The sequence below is a fragment of the Chryseobacterium culicis genome (genome assembly GCF_900108365.1).
GTDB lineage: Bacteria > Bacteroidota > Bacteroidia > Flavobacteriales > Weeksellaceae > Chryseobacterium > Chryseobacterium culicis.
In genome coordinates this window covers 15,034-35,277 of the sequence record NZ_FNWQ01000001.1, presented here as the reverse complement: position 1 = coordinate 35,277, position 20,244 = coordinate 15,034, and the positions used below count along the sequence as shown (strand labels likewise).

The window sequence follows — 20,244 nt, the reverse complement described above, 5'->3', positions numbered from 1 at the left end:
TTTAAATAAAATTTAATAATCAATAACTTAAATCAAAAAACCGTCCTTATGTAAGAACGGTTACGGTACAAAATAATTGAATAAGTATGAAACTACTTTAGATATAGGTTATATAATGAACTTTAATGGTTATCTAACAAGGTTTCCGTTTTCATCCAGGTTGTCAATATGAGTCTGGTTATTTTTGTCAACGTATAATTTCAATCTCACGTTCCCTTTGGTATCGCGGATAAAGATCCCCACATCACCAGCGGCAGTTTTACCGGCAAAGAAACGTTCATTGGTAAGCTTTCCTTGTTCTCTAAGTTTTGCATAGGCTTTTTTACTTGCCGCAGGATCATTTAATTTTTTCAGAGAGTCTTCAAACTTAATAATATCTTCCAGCGGAAAATCATCTGGGCGGTCCCAAAGTTTTAACCCATACACTCTGTTTTTATCTTTTCCGGATCCTTCAAAATACTGAAGCTGCATGATCTGATCTGTATTTCTCTGATCTACAGAATATACCATTCCGGATTCTTTTTCATTACCATCATATACAAGACCTCCGCATTCGTCACCCATGGAATTGAAGAAAATAAGTCCTGCTTCCCGCTCCCTTGGTTTCAACTCTTTATGATTCACCAAGCCAGGATGCTGGCGTTCTTTGTTACTGATGACCATCTTTAATGTTCCGTCTTTCTCAACAATATTAATGCGCTCAACATCTATTTCTTTAAAACGTTCATTAGAAGACTGATTTTTGAATGCGAGAAAGAAAAACATCGCACACAGAAGGGTAAGTACAACGGCATAGATTTTAAGGATGCGGACTTCTCTTATTAATTTTTCCATGCTTTGAATGTTTGGGTTATATGATTATTTATCAGACACAGTATTAATCATTTTTGAAATATCATTAGCGGTAAAATTTCCTTTCACATCTACAAATACCATTTCATTTTTATTGGAACCTACGGTGATCAGCATATTTTTAATAATTTCCCCATCCTGCTTTACACGAATATTGATATTATCTCCGTCATGTTTTATGGTAGCCCATTCTTCATAATGGTTATTATTCAGAAACTGTTCATAATCACTGAGCATCTTACTGCTTCCGTTTGTTACGGTAAGTACTTTTATTTTAGAAGCTTTTTTCACAAGATTTATGGTCTCTTCGCTTTCTCCCTCTTCTCTAAGAGCTTTCTTAATATAGGATTTAGCCAGCACCATCGGTACATTAATACTTGCAAACTGCGCTCCTTTGAAATCATATTGTGAGTTCTGGAAAAAATCTATATTGGGTTTTTCTGAAACAATACACGACTGCATAAATCCTACCATCAGAAGCGTGAGAAAAATGTTTGTAAGAGTTTTCATAGTTAGTTTTTATTTGATTTGTCTGAGGCTTCCTCCCGAAATTTTATCTACTTTGGCATCCAGTTCAGGGGTTCCTCTCAACTTCACATCTGCTCCTGAAGATACGCTTACTTTCAATTTATCCGTAACCAAAATTGAAAGGCTTGCTCCTGAAGTAGATTCTACTACTGCCGTTGCAATTTTCAGATCATCTGCTTTACAGGATGCTCCGCTGCTGATATCAATCACTGCAGAACCTGTCTCTCCGGATAAGTTAACACTTGCTCCGCTGGAAATATCCAGTGCCAGCTTTGGTGTTTTAAGATCTACATCCAGTACAGAGCCGGAATTCACCGCCAGTGATGTTGCCTGATTCAAATTGAATGTTCCTTTAATAATGGATCCGGACTCTGCTTCAATGGACAGACTGCTTTCTTTTACGGGATTCACTGCAGTAAAAATACTTCCTGAAGACGTTTTTATAGCGTTGATATTGGGAGCTGAAACATTTACGGTCAGATTTTTAAATCTTAAGTTTCGGACTCCTCTGTTGTCTACGTATATTTTTAAAACTCCGTTTTCCACTTTTGTGATGATATATTGAAGCTTATCGGCATCTGCAATTACTTTCACACTCCTTGTATTCTCCTGTTTAAAAGTTACATTTACTCCTACACTGGCATCTATTTTTGAGAATTCGCCTACATTTCTGTTGTCACCGTTCAGGTAAGAAGAAGTGTTATCTGAAGTCAGGCTGCTTCTCATTGTGCTTGTTACAGTAGAAGTACTTGTTTCCCCGGAATTAATGATCTTGTTAACATCCGACAATTTCATTTTTCCGTTAAGGATAAAAATAATGTTCTCTTCTTTGGAATCTACATTAAAAACCAGATTCTCCAGGTAGTTGTCTTTTTCTTCTTCAGCCAGAAATTTCATAGAAGTTCCGTCACTGCTCATGGACATCAGCTCATTGAAATTAAGAGAATTTAAAGCTTTGTTTATTCTCTCCGTTTTTTCTTCATTCATTTTTATATTCGCAAGATTTTCGTCTTTTAAACGATCCGGGAATGTAATTTTTGGAATAATAAGAATTTTAAGCCCCTCTACCTCATTCAGAATAGGTTTTATCTTTCCGATATAGGCATCATCAACATCAATGGTATTCAATAGTTTGAACATCGGTTTTTTGATATTGATAGAGGTTACTCTTCCATTTTTTTCAAAATCCTGAAAAAGCTTGTCTAATTTCTCAGTCTGTGCAGAAGAAGTTGCAAAGCTGCTTAGCATTATGGCTATTATAAAAATTATTTTTTTCATGGGACTGTTCTGATTTTTAATATTCGCTGTCAAGATTTTCATTTTTTTGAGAAGATGCTACTGTCTTTTTAAACTCATTTCCTAGTTTCATAAAGGAGTATCTGGTAACATCTAAGGCTTCTTTTTCACTGCTGATTCTTTTTCCGTTTACAATTACATAAGATTCATTGTACGCTGTTGCAGAATCATTTAAATTTTTACTTGGGTAGGAAGAATTATCAACATATCTTGGTTTTCTTTCTTTCTTAAGTCTTCCTCTTTTTGGCAGAATTTCATCCATTACATCTTTTTCTGCCACCTGGTTGTCCTGAAAAACAGAATCTTTTTTCACTCCGGATATAGAATCGGTATGATTCACGGCTACCTGTTCCTGATGATCACTGTTTTCTTCAATGAACCCGGACTTTTGTTTTAAGATTTCGTCTTTTACCAGCTTTTCTCTGTCCTGTACCCCTGTACCGGAATTATTATGGTTGATAAATAAACCGATACCGAAAACCACCATGATACTGGCGGCCATCCAGAACCATTTAGGAAAGGAGTTTTTTTTCTTGTCTTCCAACGGAATAATAGGTGAAGCATTTTTTTCAGGCTCCGCACCTTCTGCAGTCTGAAGAAAATCTTCAAAGCTCCAGTCCATTTTTTCTTCCCTGATATCCCGGAAGACTTCGTTGTATTTATCTTGTAATTGATCTTTTTTCATAGCTCATCAGTTGTGAGATTTGTTCTTTTACTTTTTGTCTCGCACGCATCAGGTTTACCCTTACTGCATTTTCTTCCATTTCCAGCATTTCAGAAATTTCGGAAACTTCGTATTCTTCTACATCTTTCAAGTGGATGACCATCTTCTGTTTCTCGGGGAGCTGACTGATAAATCCTACAATATGTTCCTTAAGGTTATCAACTTCCATACTGTAAAGCTCCGAGCGATGAAGCTGCATATCTGCAAAACCGATTTTTACATCGTGATGCTTCAGGCGGTTCAGGCACTCATTCCGGACAGACTTCAGCGCATAGGATTTAAAATTCCCGAACTGCTCCAGCTCATCCCTCTTCTGCCAGAACTTCATCATGAGATCCTGTACTACATCTTCTGCTTCATCACTGCTCATGACAAATCGCTTCGCAAAACGATACATCTCGTCTTTGAGAATAAACACCGTATTCTTGAAAGTTTCTTGGGTCATGAGTTTTGTTTCTTATAGGTAAGACAATTGCCGTTACCTATCTATTACATCAAAAATAAAAAAACTTTGAAGATTTTTAAATTTTTATTTTTATCCGGAAACTATTTCTGAAATTATATCTCTTTCTTTACTAGAAAGACACTAACCATTACGGGTATCCGTAATTTCTTATGGTAATATTTCAAAATATTATTCACACATTTGTAGAGTATAAAAGTTCTATATATTCCTAAAAACAAATGTCTATGATGAAAAAAACCTTAACGCTGCTTGCTTCAGTATTGGGACTCATTTTTCTTTTCTACTCCTGTAGGACAGATGAAATGGCCAATTCTGAGCAAAGTTTAGAAAATGAGAAAATAGAAGCTTTCAAAAGATTTGAGAATCTTCGTTACCAGGATGTCCTGAACAAGAAAACCCATTCTTCTAAAAACGGAACTTCTCTTCCGCTCAGCTATGCCCAACCTTTCAGTGAAATTATTTACCAATTTTTAGTGAAACATCCTGATTTTTATGATAAGCTAGCTGATGATTTTGGTGAAATAGATTACAATGTAGCTTCACAAACTTTCGGTGAAGATAAAAAATACATCTTCTATCCGATATTGAAAGATGGAAAGGTAACTTCTTTATGGTACGGAAAGCTTAAAGAAGACAGGAGCTGGGTAGATTTCTATCTGGTACATGATACTTCTGCTTCTACCCAGAGAATGATTTGAGAGTTTCAAAATTATTACTAAGCTGTCCTATACAGCTAATGCAGATTGTAATGATGGAGGATATATTTATCTATCATTTCCTGATCCAAATAATTTAAATCAAATGAAATTGGTCTTTATGCAGGATATGGATATTATAACGAGTTGTCCTACAGGCTATAAAAAAGTAATTCCAGATGCAAAAGATATAATACTAACAAAACAATAAGATAAAACCTCCAACATTGAAGGTTTTATTTGCCAACACAGATTATGAAAAAACAAATTACAATACATAACCCCTGCCCAGAAAACTGGGAAAATATGCAAGATTTTCCTTCAGGGAAATTCTGTGAGAAATGTTCTAAATGTGTCGTAGATTTTACAGAAAAAACAGATACACAAATTAATGAGATTCTTCAAACGGCTAATAGCAAAGAAATATGCGGAAGAATTTCAAAACGATCATTAGCTTTAGCTGCTACAGGAATTATTTTAATTACCAATCTTACTTTTGTTCAGGCTCAGATTCAAAATAATTCTGAAATTGCTACTGAGCAAAAAGCAACAGTCATCACAAAAGTTTCAGGAAAATTGATCTTTAAAAAAACTAACAAGGAAATATCCAATGCTGAAGTTTTTTTCATTTGTAAATCAAGATATATAAAAACAATAACAGATGAAAATGGAAATTTCATTTTAGAAATACCCAATAAGCTGATTAAAAGAAAAAATGTTCTGTACTTTAATTTTGACAAATTAAATAATGAAACCTATAAAAACCCCAACAGAGAAGTACCTAATACAATAAATGGAGATATTTACGAAAACACTTCAATTATCTTTTCCAAAAATGAACAAATAAATGAGAAAGAATTTCAGATTGATTCTCAACTTTCATATATTGGAGGTATAGTAATTGTTAAAAATCCGCCTCCTGATTATTACTATTTCGATGGAAAAAATATTAGCAAAGAAAAATTTGAAAGAATAAAAAAAGAAAATCCTCAATATTATTATTTTTCTTTTGAAGGAGAAGAAGCTGATATCATTTCGCAAGATAACTTTATAGATACTTTATATTTATTATATTCAAAATAAAACCTCAGAATTTCTCTGAGGTTTCTCTATTAATACGTATCAAAAATATGTTTCAGAATCGCTTTATCTTCTTCTGTTAAAGCCACTTTTCTTCTCGCCATGGCTCTTTCTGCCACTTCATATACTTTATCGAGTTTGAATCTCTCATCATCTTTCAGTCCTCCCCACGAGAAGTTTTCCACAAGATTAGGCGGAAAGCCTGGCTTGAATATATTGGAGGCTACCCCAATTACCGTTCCGGTATTCAATTGGGTATTGATGGCTGTTTTGGAATGATCCCCCACAATCATTCCGGCAAACTGTAAGCCTGTGTCTTCAAATGCTTTTGTTCTGTAGCTCCAGAATTTTACGTTACCATAATTATTTTTCATGTTTGAAGAATTGGTATCCGCTCCGAAATTACACCACTCCCCAATGACAGAGTTTCCTACAAAACCTTCGTGTCCTTTACTGGAGTAGCCGAATATAATAATATTATTCACTTCTCCACCTACTTTGCAGTGAGGACCAATAGTGGTAGCTCCATAAATTTTAGCCCCAAGATTAAATTTGGACTCATCACAAAGAGCAATGGGACCGCGAAGGTGGCAGCCTTCCATAACCTCAGTATTTTTCCCGATGTAAATTTTTCCCGGTTTTGTATTGATTGTGGAGAATTCAACATAAGCTCCTTCTTCAATAAACAGATCTTTTTTATCACCTAAGAAACCATTGGTTGAAGACAATTCCTGTGAAGTTCTTCCTTTGGTAAGAAGATCAAAATCAAAATCAATTGCATGATGATTATAGGTAAACAGATCTTTAGGTCTTTTAAAGAAAACAAGATCTTCCTTAATGTCTGTCATTTTCTCAATCTGGTTCAGAGAAAAACCTTTCATATTGATTTTAGCCGCAATCAATTCACCTTCATAAACCAGCGCTTCACCCTGCTTAAGATCTTTAATCTGTTGAATTACGGTCTCTGTAGGAAGAAAATTAGGAACTAAAAATAGGCTTTCTTTTTCTTCAGGACTTCTAAATTTATCCTGCAGATACATTTCTGTAAAATATGAAATTTCAGTATTATCCAGAATTTTCTGCCATCTTTCGGAGAATGTAAGAATTCCGCATCGCATAGCAGCAACGGGACGGGTAAAGGTAAGCGGAAGAAAGTCTTCCCAATATTGTGCATCTGAAAATACTAATTGCATCATTCAGTTTTTTTGATTTAAAGTTTAAAATTCAAGGTTAACAAATTTACAATAAAAAAAGTCTTCCAAAAAATTGGAAGACTTCTATATTTTTAAGGATACAAAAATTACTTAGCGAATTTTTTGTATTTGTTCATGAACTTATCAACTCTACCTGCAGTGTCAACTAGTTTCACTTTACCAGTGTAGAAAGGGTGAGAAGTTGAAGAGATTTCCATTTTGATCAGAGGATACTCTTGTCCTTCATACTCGATAGTGTCTTTTGTTTCTGCAGTAGACTTGCAAAGAAACACCTCGTCGTTACTCATATCTTTGAAAACAACAAGTCTATAATTTTCTGGGTGGATTCCGTTTTTCATAATACTATTTTTAAAAAAATTAAGTTTGCTTTCGAAATAGTAATGGATATTTCTCTGCTAAATTTTAGGTTGCAAAAATACAACATTTTTTTAAATTTCCAAATACTGAATTCAATATTTTTTTATAGATAAGAAATTCAAAGTATTTTCGTTAAATTTGGAACTTACTTAAACTTTAATTTCAATGAAATTCAAATTATTACTGGCTTTTTTCTTCTGGATGTTACTTGCAGCTGTATCATGTAATAAGGATGACATAACATTTGATAGTCCTACGCAGCAACTCAGGTTCTCTAAAGATACGGTTTTCTGTGATACGGTTTATCATCAGGTGCGTTCAGAAACCTATGTTGTAAAGGTATATAATAATGAGGATAAAGATATCCTGATTCCAAGGGTAAATCTTGAAAAGGGCTCTGCATCATTATATAGAATCAATGTGGATGGAAAACCGGGTTATGATTTTCAGAATGTTCCATTAAGAAAGAAAGACAGTCTATATATATTTGTTGAAATTGCCCCGGAAGCTACCGGACCTGAGGCAATTGCTGAAGACAAAGTGCTTTTTACAAGTCCCGGCGGGCAACAGCATGTGACGTTGTTTTCTGTCGTTCAGGACGCTGAATTCTTTATACAGACCCCCGGTAACCCCAATATTATTAGCAGTTCCACTACATGGAACAACAATAAAGCGAAAATCATCTACGGAAATCTTACCATCAATCCAAGTGTAACACTTGATATCAATGCAGGAACTAAGGTTTACTTTCACAAAAACAGCGGTATGAAAGTTTCTTCGGGAGCGGTTTTAAATATTAATGGAACCCAGACTGATCAGGTAATTCTCCGTGGTGACAGAAATGATCCTTATTATGACACGATTCCTAAAAACTGGAATTCCATCAGAATGGAGGCCAATTCTACACTGAAAATGAATCATGCCCGGTTATTTGGAGGAACAAGAGGTCTTGATATGAGACAAACCAATGCTACCATCACCAATTCTTTCATCCATACTTTCTTTGAATACGGAATTTATGCGGTAGGATCTACCGTGAATGCCAATAACCTTGTCATGAATAATTGCGGTTCGTCATGTATCGGAATTTTCCTTGGTGGAAAACACAGTTATACACATGCTACTATTGCTAATTATTCCAAGACAATGAGCTCTTTTGACCGAACAGGAATTTTCGCAGCCAATGAATGGAAGAATGATGCCGGACAGACACAACAGGGAGCTTTACAACTTCTGGACATAAAAAACAGTATTGTATATTCCGACAGGGATGATGCTGTTCATTTTGAACAGACTCCCGGACAGCAATTTGAATTCTTACTTCAAAATTCATTAATCAAATATACAAGCGCAACAGGTGCAGGATTTACTTTTGACAACAACCCACGCGTGGTACAAACTGCGAAGAATACAGATCCTCAGTTTGTCAATTATTTTATGGCTAAAATGAATTTAAGGGTAAAACCTGGCTCACCAGCCCTCGGAAAAGGAAGCACAGCGGTAGCCGCAACGGTTCCTTCTGATATTGTAGGAGTATCCAGAACGACTAATCCAACTTTAGGAGCTTATCAATAATGGAGATTACGCAGTTACAACAGCAGGTAGATGAATGGATTAAGACCATTGGGGTAAGATACTTTAATGAACTTACCAATATGGCGATGCTGACAGAAGAAGTGGGTGAAGTGGCAAGAATTATTGCCAGAAGATATGGCGAGCAAAGCGAAAAGGAAAGCGATAAGACCAAGGACCTTGGTGAAGAGCTTGCTGATGTCCTTTTTGTCACCTTATGTCTGGCCAATCAGACAGGCGTTAATCTGCAGGATGCATTCGACAGAAAAATGAAAATCAAAACTGACCGTGATAAAGACCGGCATCAGAATAACGAAAAATTAAAATAATAATAAATGATGAGCTATGAATTGCAACTGAATATGAGCTCATCATTTTTAAGATAATGTAGATCATAATGAAGCTAGAAAAATCAAAATTATTAGGAGATAAAACAGTACAGATCAGCGGTTCGAAAAGTATTTCGAATCGTTTATTGATTCTGGAAAGCCTGTTTAGCAATATAAAAATCGGAAATCTATCCAATTCTCAGGATACTCAGCTGCTGAAAAAAGCTTTATCTGAAAGTACTGAGGTGGTAGATATTCATCATGCAGGAACCGCTATGCGTTTTCTGACCTCTTTTTATTCTATTCAGGAAGGAAAAACAACTGTTCTTACGGGTTCCGGAAGAATGAAAGAAAGACCTATCAAAAATCTGGTAACTGCTTTGAGAGATCTCGGTGCAGATATTGAATATATGGAGAATGAGGGATTTCCTCCTTTGAAAATTACAGGAAGAAAGATTACTCAGACTTCTGTGAATGTTCCTGCCAATATTTCAAGCCAGTTTATCACATCTCTTCTTCTTATTGCAGGAAAACTTGAAAACGGATTGGTGATTAATCTTGTAGGTGATGTTACTTCAAGATCCTATATTGAAATGACCCTTGATATTCTGACAAGATTGGGAATCCAAAGCAGCTTTGAAGGAAACACAATCAAAGTAGAACCATTCGCTCCTCAGAATGACGATGCACCTGTACATTATGAAGTAGAAAGTGACTGGAGCTCAGCTTCTTACTTCTACTCCATCTGCGCATTGGGAAGAGAAACCATTCATCTGAAAAGTTTTTACCAAGCATCCACACAAGGAGATTCCGCAATTGCTGATATCTATGAGAAGTTCTTCGGGATTAAAACTACTTTTTCTGAAGATGAGCATAAATTAACCCTGGAACCTCAGCCCGGCTTTTCTTTCCCGGAAAAAATTGTTCTGGATATGAACAACTGTCCGGATATTGCACAAACCCTTTGCGTAACAGCAGCCGCCTTAAAAATTCCTTTTGATATTTCCGGTTTGGGAACGTTAAGAGTAAAGGAAACAGACAGACTTCTTGCTTTATATAATGAGCTTAAAAAACTCGGTACCGAAACTGAGATTACAGATTTAACCATTCAATCCATCAGTTTTGGAGAGCCACAAGATGATATTTCGATCAAAACCTACCAGGATCACAGAATGGCGATGAGCTTTGCTCCGTTCTGCCTGATAAAAGAACTGAATATTGAGGATGAAGATGTGGTGGAAAAATCTTATCCGGTATTCTGGAAAGATCTTGAAAGCATACTGACTCATTAATGTTATCCAAAAATGTGGTAATTTGAAATTGATTATTTATTTCGGATGGCCACATTTTAATTTTACATCATAACCATGAAATACTGCTTTTTCTTTTTGTTAGTTTTATCTGTTTTAAGCTTACCTGCTCAGAATCTGAAACGTTTTTCGGTTCCGAAGGGATATACACAGATTGCGGAAGCCAAAGGTGATCTTGACAATGATGGAAAAGATGAAATTATCCTTATATTTAATACGGATATAAAAGCATCAGAAATACAAACCCCGGAAGGGACCAGTGACTATGAAAGGGTTTTATATATTCTTAAAAAGGGAAACAACGGTCTGAAAGTTTGGAAAGAAAATTCTGCCATCGTTTTTTCCAGCGGATTCGGATTTTATCCTTCAGGGAATGCTCTTACAATCAATGTTAAAAATAACAGCCTTATTATTGAACAGCTTTTTTTTACCAATTCGAGGCATACCCAGCAATATCAACATACCTTCAGGTTTCAGAACGGAGATTTTTATCTGATAGGTTTATATGATCATTTTGAAGATACCTGTGATTTCAGTTTTACGAATGAAATCAATTTTTCTACAGGAAAGATTATTGTTGACAGAGAATATTCATCCTGTGATGATGAAACTAAAGTACCCGAAAATTTACACAAAGAATTTACCCATCAATTCCCGGCTCTTATTAAAATGAATGATTTCTTTATCGGAGATCACAAGCTCAGGCTTCCCGGTTTGAAAGAGGATTTTGTGTTTTAGGATGGAAATCTTTCTCTTAATTTAAAACGCATAGTAAAAACAATACTACTGCAGTAGTAAAGTGAGCAAAGAAGCCTACACATATCGTTGATGAAGCTTGATTTACACATCCTCTTAGAAAAAATCAATTTCATTGATTTCATCTTTGCTTCCTCCATATCTCTGGAATTAAAAATAAACTTTGCGTTAAAAAAAACGTCGTCTTATTTCTTCCAGCTTCCTGACTTTATACCAACTTAATCATCTCTTAAAGTTAAATTAACTCCTAGTGCTTTGATATATTCTTATTTTTAAGCTACTTTAAAAATAAAAAAACTATGTTCAAAAAACGCATGAGACGTATGACGACAATCGCTCTTGGAGTGGTTACGACATCTATCTTTTTTTCCTGTTCCAATGACAGCCTTTTGGAAAGAGATTCTAATGAAAACAATGGAGCTTCTTTAGCAAAAGTAAACAGCAGAACTTCGCTAGCACCTATTGAAATGAATAGCTGGATGTCCGGTCTTCAGGACAATATTTCCCTTTCAAAAATCTCAATTCCCGGTACTCATGATTCCGGAGCACGTGTAGATGCCCCTGTTGTATCAGGTACAGCCAAAACCCAAGACCTCAGCATTGCAGAACAGCTGAATGCAGGCGTACGATTTCTGGATATCCGCTGCAGACATATTGACAATGCTTTCACGATTCATCACGGAGCGATTTACCAAAATCTGAATTTTGATGATGTCCTGAATGCGTGTTATACATTTCTTAACAGTCATCCATCTGAAACAATCATTATGTCTGTAAAAGAAGAATATGATGCATCCAACACAACCAGAAGCTTTGAACAGACTTTTGATTCTTATGTACAGAAAAATCCTTCTAAATGGGATCTTGGCTCAAATATTCCAACGCTGGGAGCGGTAAGAGGTAAAATCAAATTATTAAGAAGATTTTCTTCTGGCGCAACGAAGGGAATAAATGCTTCGCCATGGGCAGATAATACTACTTTTGACATCAACAACTACGGGGTACAGCTAAAAGTACAGGATTACTATAAGGTAACCAATAATGATGATAAGTGGAATGGGATTTCCAGCCTTCTTAATGAAGCCAAAAATGATTCGAATGGTAAACTCTTCGTCAATTTCACGAGCGGTTATAAGCCGGGGATTTTCGGGATCCCAAGTATTCCTACGGTATCAAATAATATTAATCCAAGACTTAAAACCTTCTTCCAAACCAATACTCACGGATCATTTGGAATAATGCCGATTGACTTTGTGAACGCTGAATTATCTGAATTGATTGTTAAAACAAATTTCTGATTTATTATTTGTTAGATATACTCAAAGGCTGTCTTTCTTGCTAAGGCAGCCTTTTTGAATTGTATTCCGCTTCTATCTGCCACAGGTTATATAGATGAATTAAGTAATACGCTTAATTGTTAGGAACTTTGAATTAATAAAAAGACTGTTTCATTTGAAACAGTCCATCTTTGTAAAAGTAAAAGTATCAATCAAAAGCTATTTCTGAATCCCGTAGGCAGCTAGTATTTTATTGAAAATCTCCGTATTTTCGAACAATCCCGTGAATTCTTTTGAATTCGGTCCGTACGCAAAAACACTGGATGGAATGGAGGTATGATCATTCGTACTGAAATTTCCAAATACCCAGCCTTCTTTTAAACTTCCGTCCAATAGAGTCAACCCACCTGTTTCATGGTCTCCTACCACTATCACCAGGGTTTCTTTATTTTCATCAGCAAATTTCATGGCTTTTCCTACCACGTGGTCAAAATCCAGCAGCTCTGTTACCAACTGCTCGATATTATTGCTGTGACCTCCTCCATCGGTCTGAGAGGCTTCAATCATCATAAAAAAACCTTTTTTATTGTTTTTCAGATCGTTCAGAGTAAGGTCAAAGGCATCGGCAAGCCAGTTTCCTCTGCCGCTGGTTATCCTTTGTGAAGCCAGAGGATCAATAACCAAAGTGCGGTTATTTATTTTCGGTACTGATTTTAAATCCTGGTAGAGATCTATTTTAGCTTCTTTGAATTTCTGAATATTCTCCTGAGATAATCCGCTGGTAGGGCCGCCGATCAATATTTTAGTTTTTGAAGCGGCAAAATCTTTGAGAATAGGTTCTGAGCTGTTTCTGTTATCCGAATGGGCATAGAAGTCTGCCGGAGTAGCATCAGTAACATCTCCCGTGGAAATCAGACCCGAAGTCATTCCTTTTTCTGCGATAATATCAGGAATTTGTGCCAGTGCTTTCCCCATATGATCAACTCCTACAAAAGTATTTTTGGTCTTCACTCCTGTTGCAAATGCCGTAGAGCCCGGTGCGGAGTCTGTAATATAAGCGTTGGAAGAATTGGTTTTGGAAAGCCCTGTGGATTTCATGTTGAAAACATTGAGTTTTCCTTTATTCGCTGTAAAGGCAGCATAGTATTGTGGTAAAGAAGTGCCGTCCGGAATAAGAAGGATCACATTTTTCACCTTTTTCTCAATACCGTCTGACTGATAGGTTGGTGTATAGGTAGCATATTCCTTTGTATTCTTATAAAAGTTTTTCGGAATAGCATTTATAAATTTCTTAAGATCCGGAATGTGATCCGTATTGATATAATCCACTCCCAAATCCATCAGGTTCACCCATGCATTGGGAAAATCCGGAGCTCCATAAAATCGGACAGGCTTGTGCTGCATATGAGCTTTGTTCACTGCACTTTTAATTTTTAGGGTTTCCTCATCCCGTGGAATGCCTTTTCCATTCCATTTTACCAATGCAGGAAGGTCTGCACTGAACATTCCGATTCTTTTCAGCTGATCTGCTTCATAATTTTTTTCCAGGTCACCATCAAAAAAAAGATAATCCGGATAATTATTAAATTCTGACGGCTGAGGCTTTCCACCGGTAATGACAATTTTAATTCCGGAATTACCTGTAATTTCAGGGTAATTTTTTAATGTACTGACTAAAGCAGCAAGTGATGTTTTATAATCCTGCTTGATATCAATCAGCAACTGAAGCTTCTTACCTGCATCAGGATAAATATTTCCATTGTTCAGCTTAATCTGTTTTGAAATATTATCAAGATAAAGATTCTCCAGTGTTCTGTCTGCCGAAAGTTCTTTTTCAGTATGTGCTACCCAAAGCTTACCTTTTACCAGAAAAACATCTGCCTCAATGGAACCGAAGTTGGCATAATAAGCCTGCCAGAAAGGAATTTCCTGCATATAGTCATTATGCGAATGGGCATTTCCAAGATTGTAATTTAAATAATTCTGTGCCTGATTTTCTGAAAATACGGCCAAAGCCGCTACAGCTACTATTTTTGATAATTTCATTCGTATATCTTTATTGTTCTTTACAGGCCCACTGGAAAGCCTGAGAAAAAACTATATCACCACAGAAATTCTGCAATGATATAGTGGTTTATCTATAAAAGATTAAAATTTTACCAGCCTTCATTTTGTTTAATGATTCCGTGACTGTTTACGATTTCAGCCTGCGGAACCGCCCAAACATTATGTACTGCCGGATTAAAGTTTCTTGCTGCCCAGACCACCTGTCCGTTCATGCCGTGCAGCGGCTTGGCATAAGCTGCCTGAGCATCTCCCCAACGTACAAGGTCTCTGTGCCTGTCTGCCCATTCGCCTGCCAGTTCACAACGTCTTTCATGCTTCAGATCGGCCATTGTACATCCGTTTTTCGGAGATAATCCTGCGCGTACTCTGATCATATTGATTTCCTGATCTGCAGATTTCCCCTGCATCAGTAAGGCTTCTGCTTTGATCAGGATGACCTCAGCATAACGCATAATCGGAACGGCAAGATCTGTACACGGGTAATCTCCGTTGGCACTTACATGGCCGCTGTTCAGCTGATATTTGAAGGCATCCATATATTTGTTAAACTGGTATCCGGTAAGAGAATTGGACGAGGCATAGGTTCTAACCTTTCCGTTAAAGGTAAACTGATCGCCTGTTTTCAGGATGGTAGCACTTCTTCTAAGGTCTCCGGTTTCGTATTCATCATACAATTCTTTAGTGGGTTGGAAATATCCCCATCCGTTGTATTCACCCCAACCTTTGTTCTCAAGCATTACTCCCGGAAGAATGCTTCCCCACGCTGTAAACTTAGGGGTGCCCGGGACAGACCAGATGTATTCTGAACTGTAATTATTGTCCGCTTTGAAAACGTCAGCGAAGTTACCCAGCAACGCCCTGTTTCCTTTGGTCATTACCTCATTAGCCCAGAATTCAGCATTCTTCCAGTCTTTCATAAACAGGTATACTTTTGCCAGCAGTGCCCATGCTGCGGCTTTATGCGGTCTTCCGTAATCTTTTGCGGGAAGTTCTGCCTGAGTAGGTAATAATTCGGCGGCTCTTTTCAGGTCATTGACTATGTAATTGTAATTTTCCATTACGTTAGCAGCTCTCGGAATGGGATTAGGATCAGGATCTTTTGAACGGTCAATAATCGGAACTCCAGCTTTTTCATTTCCGTAAGAGTATGCCAGTTCAAAATACATTCTGCTGCTCATGAACAGAGCTTCGCCAAGATATTTATTCTTAATAGCCTGTGAGGTCTGTATGTTATCCACATTACGAATCACACGGTTGGCCACTCCGATTACATTGTATCTTTTGTTCCACTGGGTTTCAAGATCGCCCGCGGCAATATAATTGCTGCTGAAGTTTTTAGCGTTATCAGCCTCACTTTTAGCTCGTCCGGTGACCATATCATCACTGGCATTGATAAACCAGAACAATCCTCTTCCGTAAAATTCACCATCAAACAACGGCTTATACATAGCATTTGCACCAGTAATCAGATCATTTTCTGTTTTCCAGAAGCTGGCTTCAGTAGGGGTTCCTTCGGGCTGAACATCTAACTCTCCTGTACATGACAGCAGCATTACAGATATTCCTGCCGCTAAAAATATTGTATTGAAAAATTTCATTTTTTTTCTTTTTTGTTGGTTAAAAAATTATAATCCGATCTCCACTCCAAAGATGAATGAGCGTGCCTGAGGATATCTTCCGGTATCCACTCCGTAAGAATTCATTCCTACTTCAGGATCAAATCCTGTATATTTCGTAATCGTAAACAGGTTGTTGGAAGTCATATAGATTCTTACTTTGTTTACATCCAGCCTGCTGTACAGTTCTTTTGGTAATGAATAACCAATGGTAAGGTTCTTCAGTCTTAAGTAAGATCCGTCTTCTACGTAGAAATCTGAAACTTTGGAATAATTACCGCTTGGGTCACCGTGTACCAGTCTTGGAATATTGGTATTGGTATTCTGAGGTGTCCATGCATTCAGAATATCTCTGTCCATATTATAATTCTGCCCGGTTCCGCCAGGGTTCAAAGAAATAAACTTCATTCCGTTGAATATTTTATTTCCGTATACTCCCTGGAAGAATAAATTCAGGTCAAAGTTTTTCCAGGTCATGTTGTAAGAGAATCCGTAAGAGAACTTAGGGTATGGGCTTCCCAGATTGACAAAGTCGTTATTATTAAGTACTCCGGTATTTCCTTCTTTTTTCAGGAATTTGATATCTCCCGGCTTAGCATTAGGCTGGATCAGATTTCCGTTGGCATCTTTATAATTATTGATTTCTTCCTGAGTCTGAAAAATTCCGCCCGTCTTATAACCGTAGAAAGAATACAGAGGGTCACCTACTTTCACTCGTGTAGGTTTCAATACGCCTCTTACCCCGTTATCATTGATAAAGATTTCATCCACACTGGCAAGCTGCTTCACCGTATTTTTTAGTTGACTCATGGTTGCTCCCACTGAGAAAGTGAAATCATCTGAAATCACTTTGTTGTAATTGATTCCCAGCTCATATCCTTTATCCTGGAATAATCCGGCATTCACATACTGATTATTATATGTTGCCGTACTTGGTAAGCTAACGTTGAAGATCTGATCTTTAGAATTCTTCACGAAATAATCGAACTGTAAGGAAAGGCTGTTGTGAAGAAATGAAGCATCCACCCCAAAGTTCGTCTGCTCAGATTTTCCCCACTTCAGATCCGGATTCGGACGGGTGGTTGCATAATATGCAATATTCTGAGAAGGATCCTGTCCGAAGATGACATTATTGTCTCTGGTCATTAACGGATTTACAGCTTGTGGTGAAATTCCTCCAAGGTTACCCAGAATACCATAACTTCCTCTCAGTTTAAGACTTGAAAGCCATGAAATTTCCTTCATAAAATTTTCTTTAGAAACTACCCATGCACCGGAAACTGCATAATAATTCGCGAATCTGTTCTGCTTCGCCACCAGTGAAGACCCATCACGTCTTCCCAATAAGCTTACAATGTATTTACCTGCAAAGTCATAGTTTACTCTGGCCAGATAAGAAACCAGAGATTGCTTGAATCTGTAGCTGGAAACATCTTTATTGGTATCCGCAGCATTCTGAAGGTGTTGGAAAACCTCAGCTTCGCTTCTGAAATCATACGATTTTGCTACAAAGCCATCATCAATGGTCTTCTGGAAAGTAAAACCACCCAGGAAATCAAAATTATGCTGGCCTGCTGAAATTTTATAAGTCAGCAACTGCTCGGCAAGTGCTGTAGAAGAATTATTAGATTGGTATTCCAAATTGTTGGTGTCAAAAATTTTCCCGACTTCCAGAACTCTGTAGGTAAAGTTCTTCACATCTCCCAGTTTAAAGGTCTGTGAAAAATTGGAGCGGAATTTTAAATCTTTGGCCAGTGTAATTTCAGCATAAGGGTTGATTAAAATCTCGTGGGTAGGGTTTCTGATGCTGATTCTTTTAAGATACGCTACCGGGTTGATCATATCTCCGTATCCTCCTGCCACATCAATCGGAAGTCCTGAGAATGCACCGGTAGGAGTGTATACGGGAACATTGGGCGGATAATACATGGCTGCCACTAAAGCTCCTGTGTATCCACTTTTGGTATCTGCTGTATTGCCGTCAGAATAATTATAATACATATTTTCTCCGATGGTCAGCCAGTCTTTTACTTTATGTTCAGAATTCACTCTGAAATTGTAGCGCTTTGCCTGGGTATTCAATAAGATTCCTTCCAGACTTCTGTGGTTCATCCCAACAAAATACCTGGATTTCTCACTTCCTCCGCTCAGGTTCACGTTATATTCCTGAATGGATCCTGTTCTGAAAATTTCTTTCATCCAGTCTGTTCTGGTGATTCTTCCATCCGGATACTGAGCAGGATTAAAAGCCATTGGCAGACTTCCTAATTTTCCGGCATTTTCGTAGGCCCTGTACATTACATCCTGAAATTCTGCTGCATTCAGAGATTCTTTCAGTCTCCACGCCTCATTTAAACCATATTTAACATCAAAATCTACGGTAAGATTTCCTTTTTTTCCTTTTTTAGTGGTGATAAGAATAACCCCTCCGGAAGATCTTGCTCCGTAAATAGCTGCAGACGCATCTTTAAGCACAGAAATATCCTGAATATCGTTTGGATTAATAGAAGGCGTTCCGTTGAAAACTACCCCATCTACTACATAAAGGGGTGTTTCACCGTTAATTCCTCCCAGACCACGAATATTTACCTTCGGAGCTCCGTTAGGATCACCACCTTCGTTCACTACGGTTACTCCCGGAGCTTTCCCCTGAAGCACTTCTCCTACCCCAGATAAAGATCTGGAAGTAAGCTTATCCAGTGAAGCCTCCGAAACAGCCCCGGAAACTTTACTCTTTTTCTGTGTCCCATATCCAACCACAACAATCTCGTCGATGGATTTTTCTTTTAAGCTGTCTTTTTTCTGAGCGAGGAACATCGGTGAAGCTGATATTGCACCAATAAGTAATACCCTTCCCGTTAAATACATTACTGAGACAGGGGTTTTAAATACATTCATGATCTCCTTTTTGATTAGGTGCAAAATTAGAACAGCCTGCTCCCACCACTCATTAAGGTTTTCTTATGTTTTTATTAAGAAATTTTAGCTTTTTTAAGACAGTAAATACCATTAAATAAAATTAATCAACTGTATTTCAAATATATACACAATTAAAAGTAAGCATTCTGTTGATATTCTATGTATAACTCAGATTAACTTTATTTTAAGTTTATCCTCCATCCGGGACAATAGATCAAGAAAACCTTAAAAATTATTTCAGGAATAATAAATAACTCAGTTCATTTTTCTTTTTTTACATTTGCTGAAAATAGATTTTACTTTTGAACACAGATTTTTAAAAACGTCTCGCTGGCATCAGAAGAAAAATAAAAACATTAAAAATCATACGAATTCAATGACCATCATTATAACAGGAACCTCATCAGGAATCGGGTTTGCATTGGCCGAATATTTTGGTAAAAAAGGACATAAAGTATATGGATTAAGCAGAAAGCATACAGAAAGCCAGTACTTCAAATCAATCCCTACTGATGTAACCGATAATACAGCCGTTCAGAATGCTATCGCTGAAGTTCTAAAAACAGAATCTAAAATTGATGTTCTGATCAATAATGCCGGGATGGGAATGGTAGGTGCCGTAGAAGATTCTACAAAAGAAGATATTCTGAAACTTTTCAGCCTGAATCTTGCCGGACCTGTGCAGATGATGAGTGCCGTACTTCCGAACATGCGTGAACACAAATTTGGAAAAATCATTAATGTTTCCAGTATCGGAAGTGAGATGGGGCTGCCTTTCCGCGGATTTTACTCCGCCTCAAAATCTGCGTTGGATAAAGTAACGGAAGCAATGCGGTATGAAGTATACCCATGGAATATTGAGGTATGTTCGCTGCATTTGGGAGATATTAAAACCAATATTGCAGACAACAGAGTGATTGCGAAAGTTTCCCAGCCTTATAAAAACGTTTTTGACAAAGTATACGCGCTGATGAATGCTCATGTGAATGACGGAACTGATCCATTGGAAGTGGCGGAATACATTGAACAACTTTTAGCAAAAAATAAATGGAAAGCTCATTATTATTTTGGTAAATTCGGGCAGAAAATTGGGGTGCCTTTGAAATGGATTCTTCCTCAGGGAACTTATGAGAATTTGATGAAGAAATATAATAAATTAGATAAAAATTAGTTGATTGAAAGAGCG

18 protein-coding genes are annotated in these 20,244 nt (G+C 37.1%); 8 read left to right on the top strand and 10 right to left on the bottom strand.

Features of this window, described 5'->3' with window-relative positions; all coding sequences use genetic code 11:
• Nucleotides 1-129: 129 nt before the first annotated feature.
• The 5 genes from BLW74_RS00135 to BLW74_RS00115 are packed head-to-tail and all read right to left on the bottom strand — an operon-like array spanning nucleotide 130 to nucleotide 3,845.
• A complete protein-coding gene (locus BLW74_RS00135; protein ID WP_089689470.1) occupies nucleotides 130-834 on the bottom strand; it encodes a hypothetical protein in 705 nt (234 codons plus the stop codon).
• Between the two features lie 24 nt (nucleotides 835-858).
• Nucleotides 859-1,362, bottom strand: coding sequence for a DUF4252 domain-containing protein (locus tag BLW74_RS00130; RefSeq protein ID WP_089689469.1), 504 nt, complete (start codon nucleotides 1,360-1,362; stop codon nucleotides 859-861).
• Between the two features lie 9 nt (nucleotides 1,363-1,371).
• On the bottom strand, nucleotides 1,372-2,658 hold the full coding sequence (locus BLW74_RS00125; RefSeq protein ID WP_228424716.1) for a DUF4252 domain-containing protein: 1,287 nt from the start codon (nucleotides 2,656-2,658) through the stop codon (nucleotides 1,372-1,374).
• Between the two features lie 16 nt (nucleotides 2,659-2,674).
• Nucleotides 2,675-3,361 carry a hypothetical protein gene (locus BLW74_RS00120; protein ID WP_089689468.1) on the bottom strand — a complete coding sequence of 229 codons (687 nt, stop codon included), beginning with the start codon at nucleotides 3,359-3,361 and terminating at the stop codon, nucleotides 2,675-2,677.
• Nucleotides 3,336-3,845, bottom strand: a complete 510-nt coding sequence (locus BLW74_RS00115) for an RNA polymerase sigma factor (protein WP_089689467.1) — start codon at nucleotides 3,843-3,845, stop codon at nucleotides 3,336-3,338. The genes BLW74_RS00120 and BLW74_RS00115 overlap by 26 nt, the downstream gene beginning before the upstream one ends.
• Before the next feature lie 245 nt (nucleotides 3,846-4,090).
• Here BLW74_RS00115 and BLW74_RS00110 point away from each other — a divergent pair, with 245 nt between their 5' ends.
• The gene (locus tag BLW74_RS00110) at nucleotides 4,091-4,564 is read left to right on the top strand and encodes a hypothetical protein (protein WP_139265669.1); all 474 of its coding nucleotides are present in this window, start codon (nucleotides 4,091-4,093) and stop codon (nucleotides 4,562-4,564) included.
• Between the two features lie 252 nt (nucleotides 4,565-4,816).
• Nucleotides 4,817-5,644, top strand: a complete 828-nt coding sequence (locus BLW74_RS00105; RefSeq protein ID WP_089689465.1) for a hypothetical protein — start codon at nucleotides 4,817-4,819, stop codon at nucleotides 5,642-5,644.
• A 29-nt stretch (nucleotides 5,645-5,673) separates the two neighbouring features.
• Here the strand turns inward: BLW74_RS00105 and BLW74_RS00100 are convergent, their stop codons facing one another.
• Complete coding sequence (locus tag BLW74_RS00100) at nucleotides 5,674-6,834, bottom strand: putative sugar nucleotidyl transferase (RefSeq protein ID WP_089690587.1); 1,161 nt, start codon at nucleotides 6,832-6,834, stop codon at nucleotides 5,674-5,676.
• A 107-nt stretch (nucleotides 6,835-6,941) separates the two neighbouring features.
• The gene (locus BLW74_RS00095; RefSeq protein ID WP_002976190.1) at nucleotides 6,942-7,193 is read right to left on the bottom strand and encodes a type B 50S ribosomal protein L31; all 252 of its coding nucleotides are present in this window, start codon (nucleotides 7,191-7,193) and stop codon (nucleotides 6,942-6,944) included.
• 184 nt (nucleotides 7,194-7,377) lie between these two features.
• Between BLW74_RS00095 and BLW74_RS00090 the strand changes: the two genes are divergently transcribed.
• From BLW74_RS00090 to BLW74_RS00070, 5 genes are all read left to right on the top strand, one after another.
• Nucleotides 7,378-8,787 carry a hypothetical protein gene (locus BLW74_RS00090; protein WP_089689464.1) on the top strand — a complete coding sequence of 470 codons (1,410 nt, stop codon included), beginning with the start codon at nucleotides 7,378-7,380 and terminating at the stop codon, nucleotides 8,785-8,787.
• Complete coding sequence (locus tag BLW74_RS00085; protein WP_047385875.1) at nucleotides 8,787-9,113, top strand: nucleotide pyrophosphohydrolase; 327 nt, start codon at nucleotides 8,787-8,789, stop codon at nucleotides 9,111-9,113. The genes BLW74_RS00090 and BLW74_RS00085 overlap by 1 nt, the downstream gene beginning before the upstream one ends.
• A 68-nt stretch (nucleotides 9,114-9,181) precedes the next feature.
• Nucleotides 9,182-10,405, top strand: a complete 1,224-nt coding sequence (locus BLW74_RS00080; RefSeq protein WP_089689463.1) for a 3-phosphoshikimate 1-carboxyvinyltransferase — start codon at nucleotides 9,182-9,184, stop codon at nucleotides 10,403-10,405.
• Between the two features lie 75 nt (nucleotides 10,406-10,480).
• A complete protein-coding gene (locus BLW74_RS00075) occupies nucleotides 10,481-11,161 on the top strand; it encodes a hypothetical protein (RefSeq protein ID WP_089689462.1) in 681 nt (226 codons plus the stop codon).
• A 317-nt stretch (nucleotides 11,162-11,478) separates the two neighbouring features.
• Nucleotides 11,479-12,477, top strand: a complete 999-nt coding sequence (locus BLW74_RS00070; RefSeq protein WP_089689461.1) for a phosphatidylinositol-specific phospholipase C — start codon at nucleotides 11,479-11,481, stop codon at nucleotides 12,475-12,477.
• 198 nt (nucleotides 12,478-12,675) lie between these two features.
• On the opposite strand, the gene BLW74_RS00065 is transcribed toward BLW74_RS00070, so the two are convergent.
• The 3 genes from BLW74_RS00065 to BLW74_RS00055 form a co-directional block, all read right to left on the bottom strand.
• Nucleotides 12,676-14,502, bottom strand: coding sequence for an alkaline phosphatase (locus BLW74_RS00065; protein WP_089689460.1), 1,827 nt, complete (start codon nucleotides 14,500-14,502; stop codon nucleotides 12,676-12,678).
• A gap of 110 nt (nucleotides 14,503-14,612) precedes the next feature.
• Entirely contained in the window at nucleotides 14,613-16,121 is a 1,509-nt protein-coding gene (locus tag BLW74_RS00060) for a RagB/SusD family nutrient uptake outer membrane protein (RefSeq protein ID WP_089689459.1), read from the bottom strand.
• A 27-nt stretch (nucleotides 16,122-16,148) separates the two neighbouring features.
• Nucleotides 16,149-19,037 carry a SusC/RagA family TonB-linked outer membrane protein gene (locus tag BLW74_RS00055; protein ID WP_089689458.1) on the bottom strand — a complete coding sequence of 963 codons (2,889 nt, stop codon included), beginning with the start codon at nucleotides 19,035-19,037 and terminating at the stop codon, nucleotides 16,149-16,151.
• Between the two features lie 397 nt (nucleotides 19,038-19,434).
• On the opposite strand from BLW74_RS00055, the gene BLW74_RS00050 reads away from it, so the two are divergent.
• Complete coding sequence (locus tag BLW74_RS00050; protein ID WP_089690586.1) at nucleotides 19,435-20,229, top strand: SDR family oxidoreductase; 795 nt, start codon at nucleotides 19,435-19,437, stop codon at nucleotides 20,227-20,229.
• Nucleotides 20,230-20,244 lie beyond the last annotated feature (15 nt).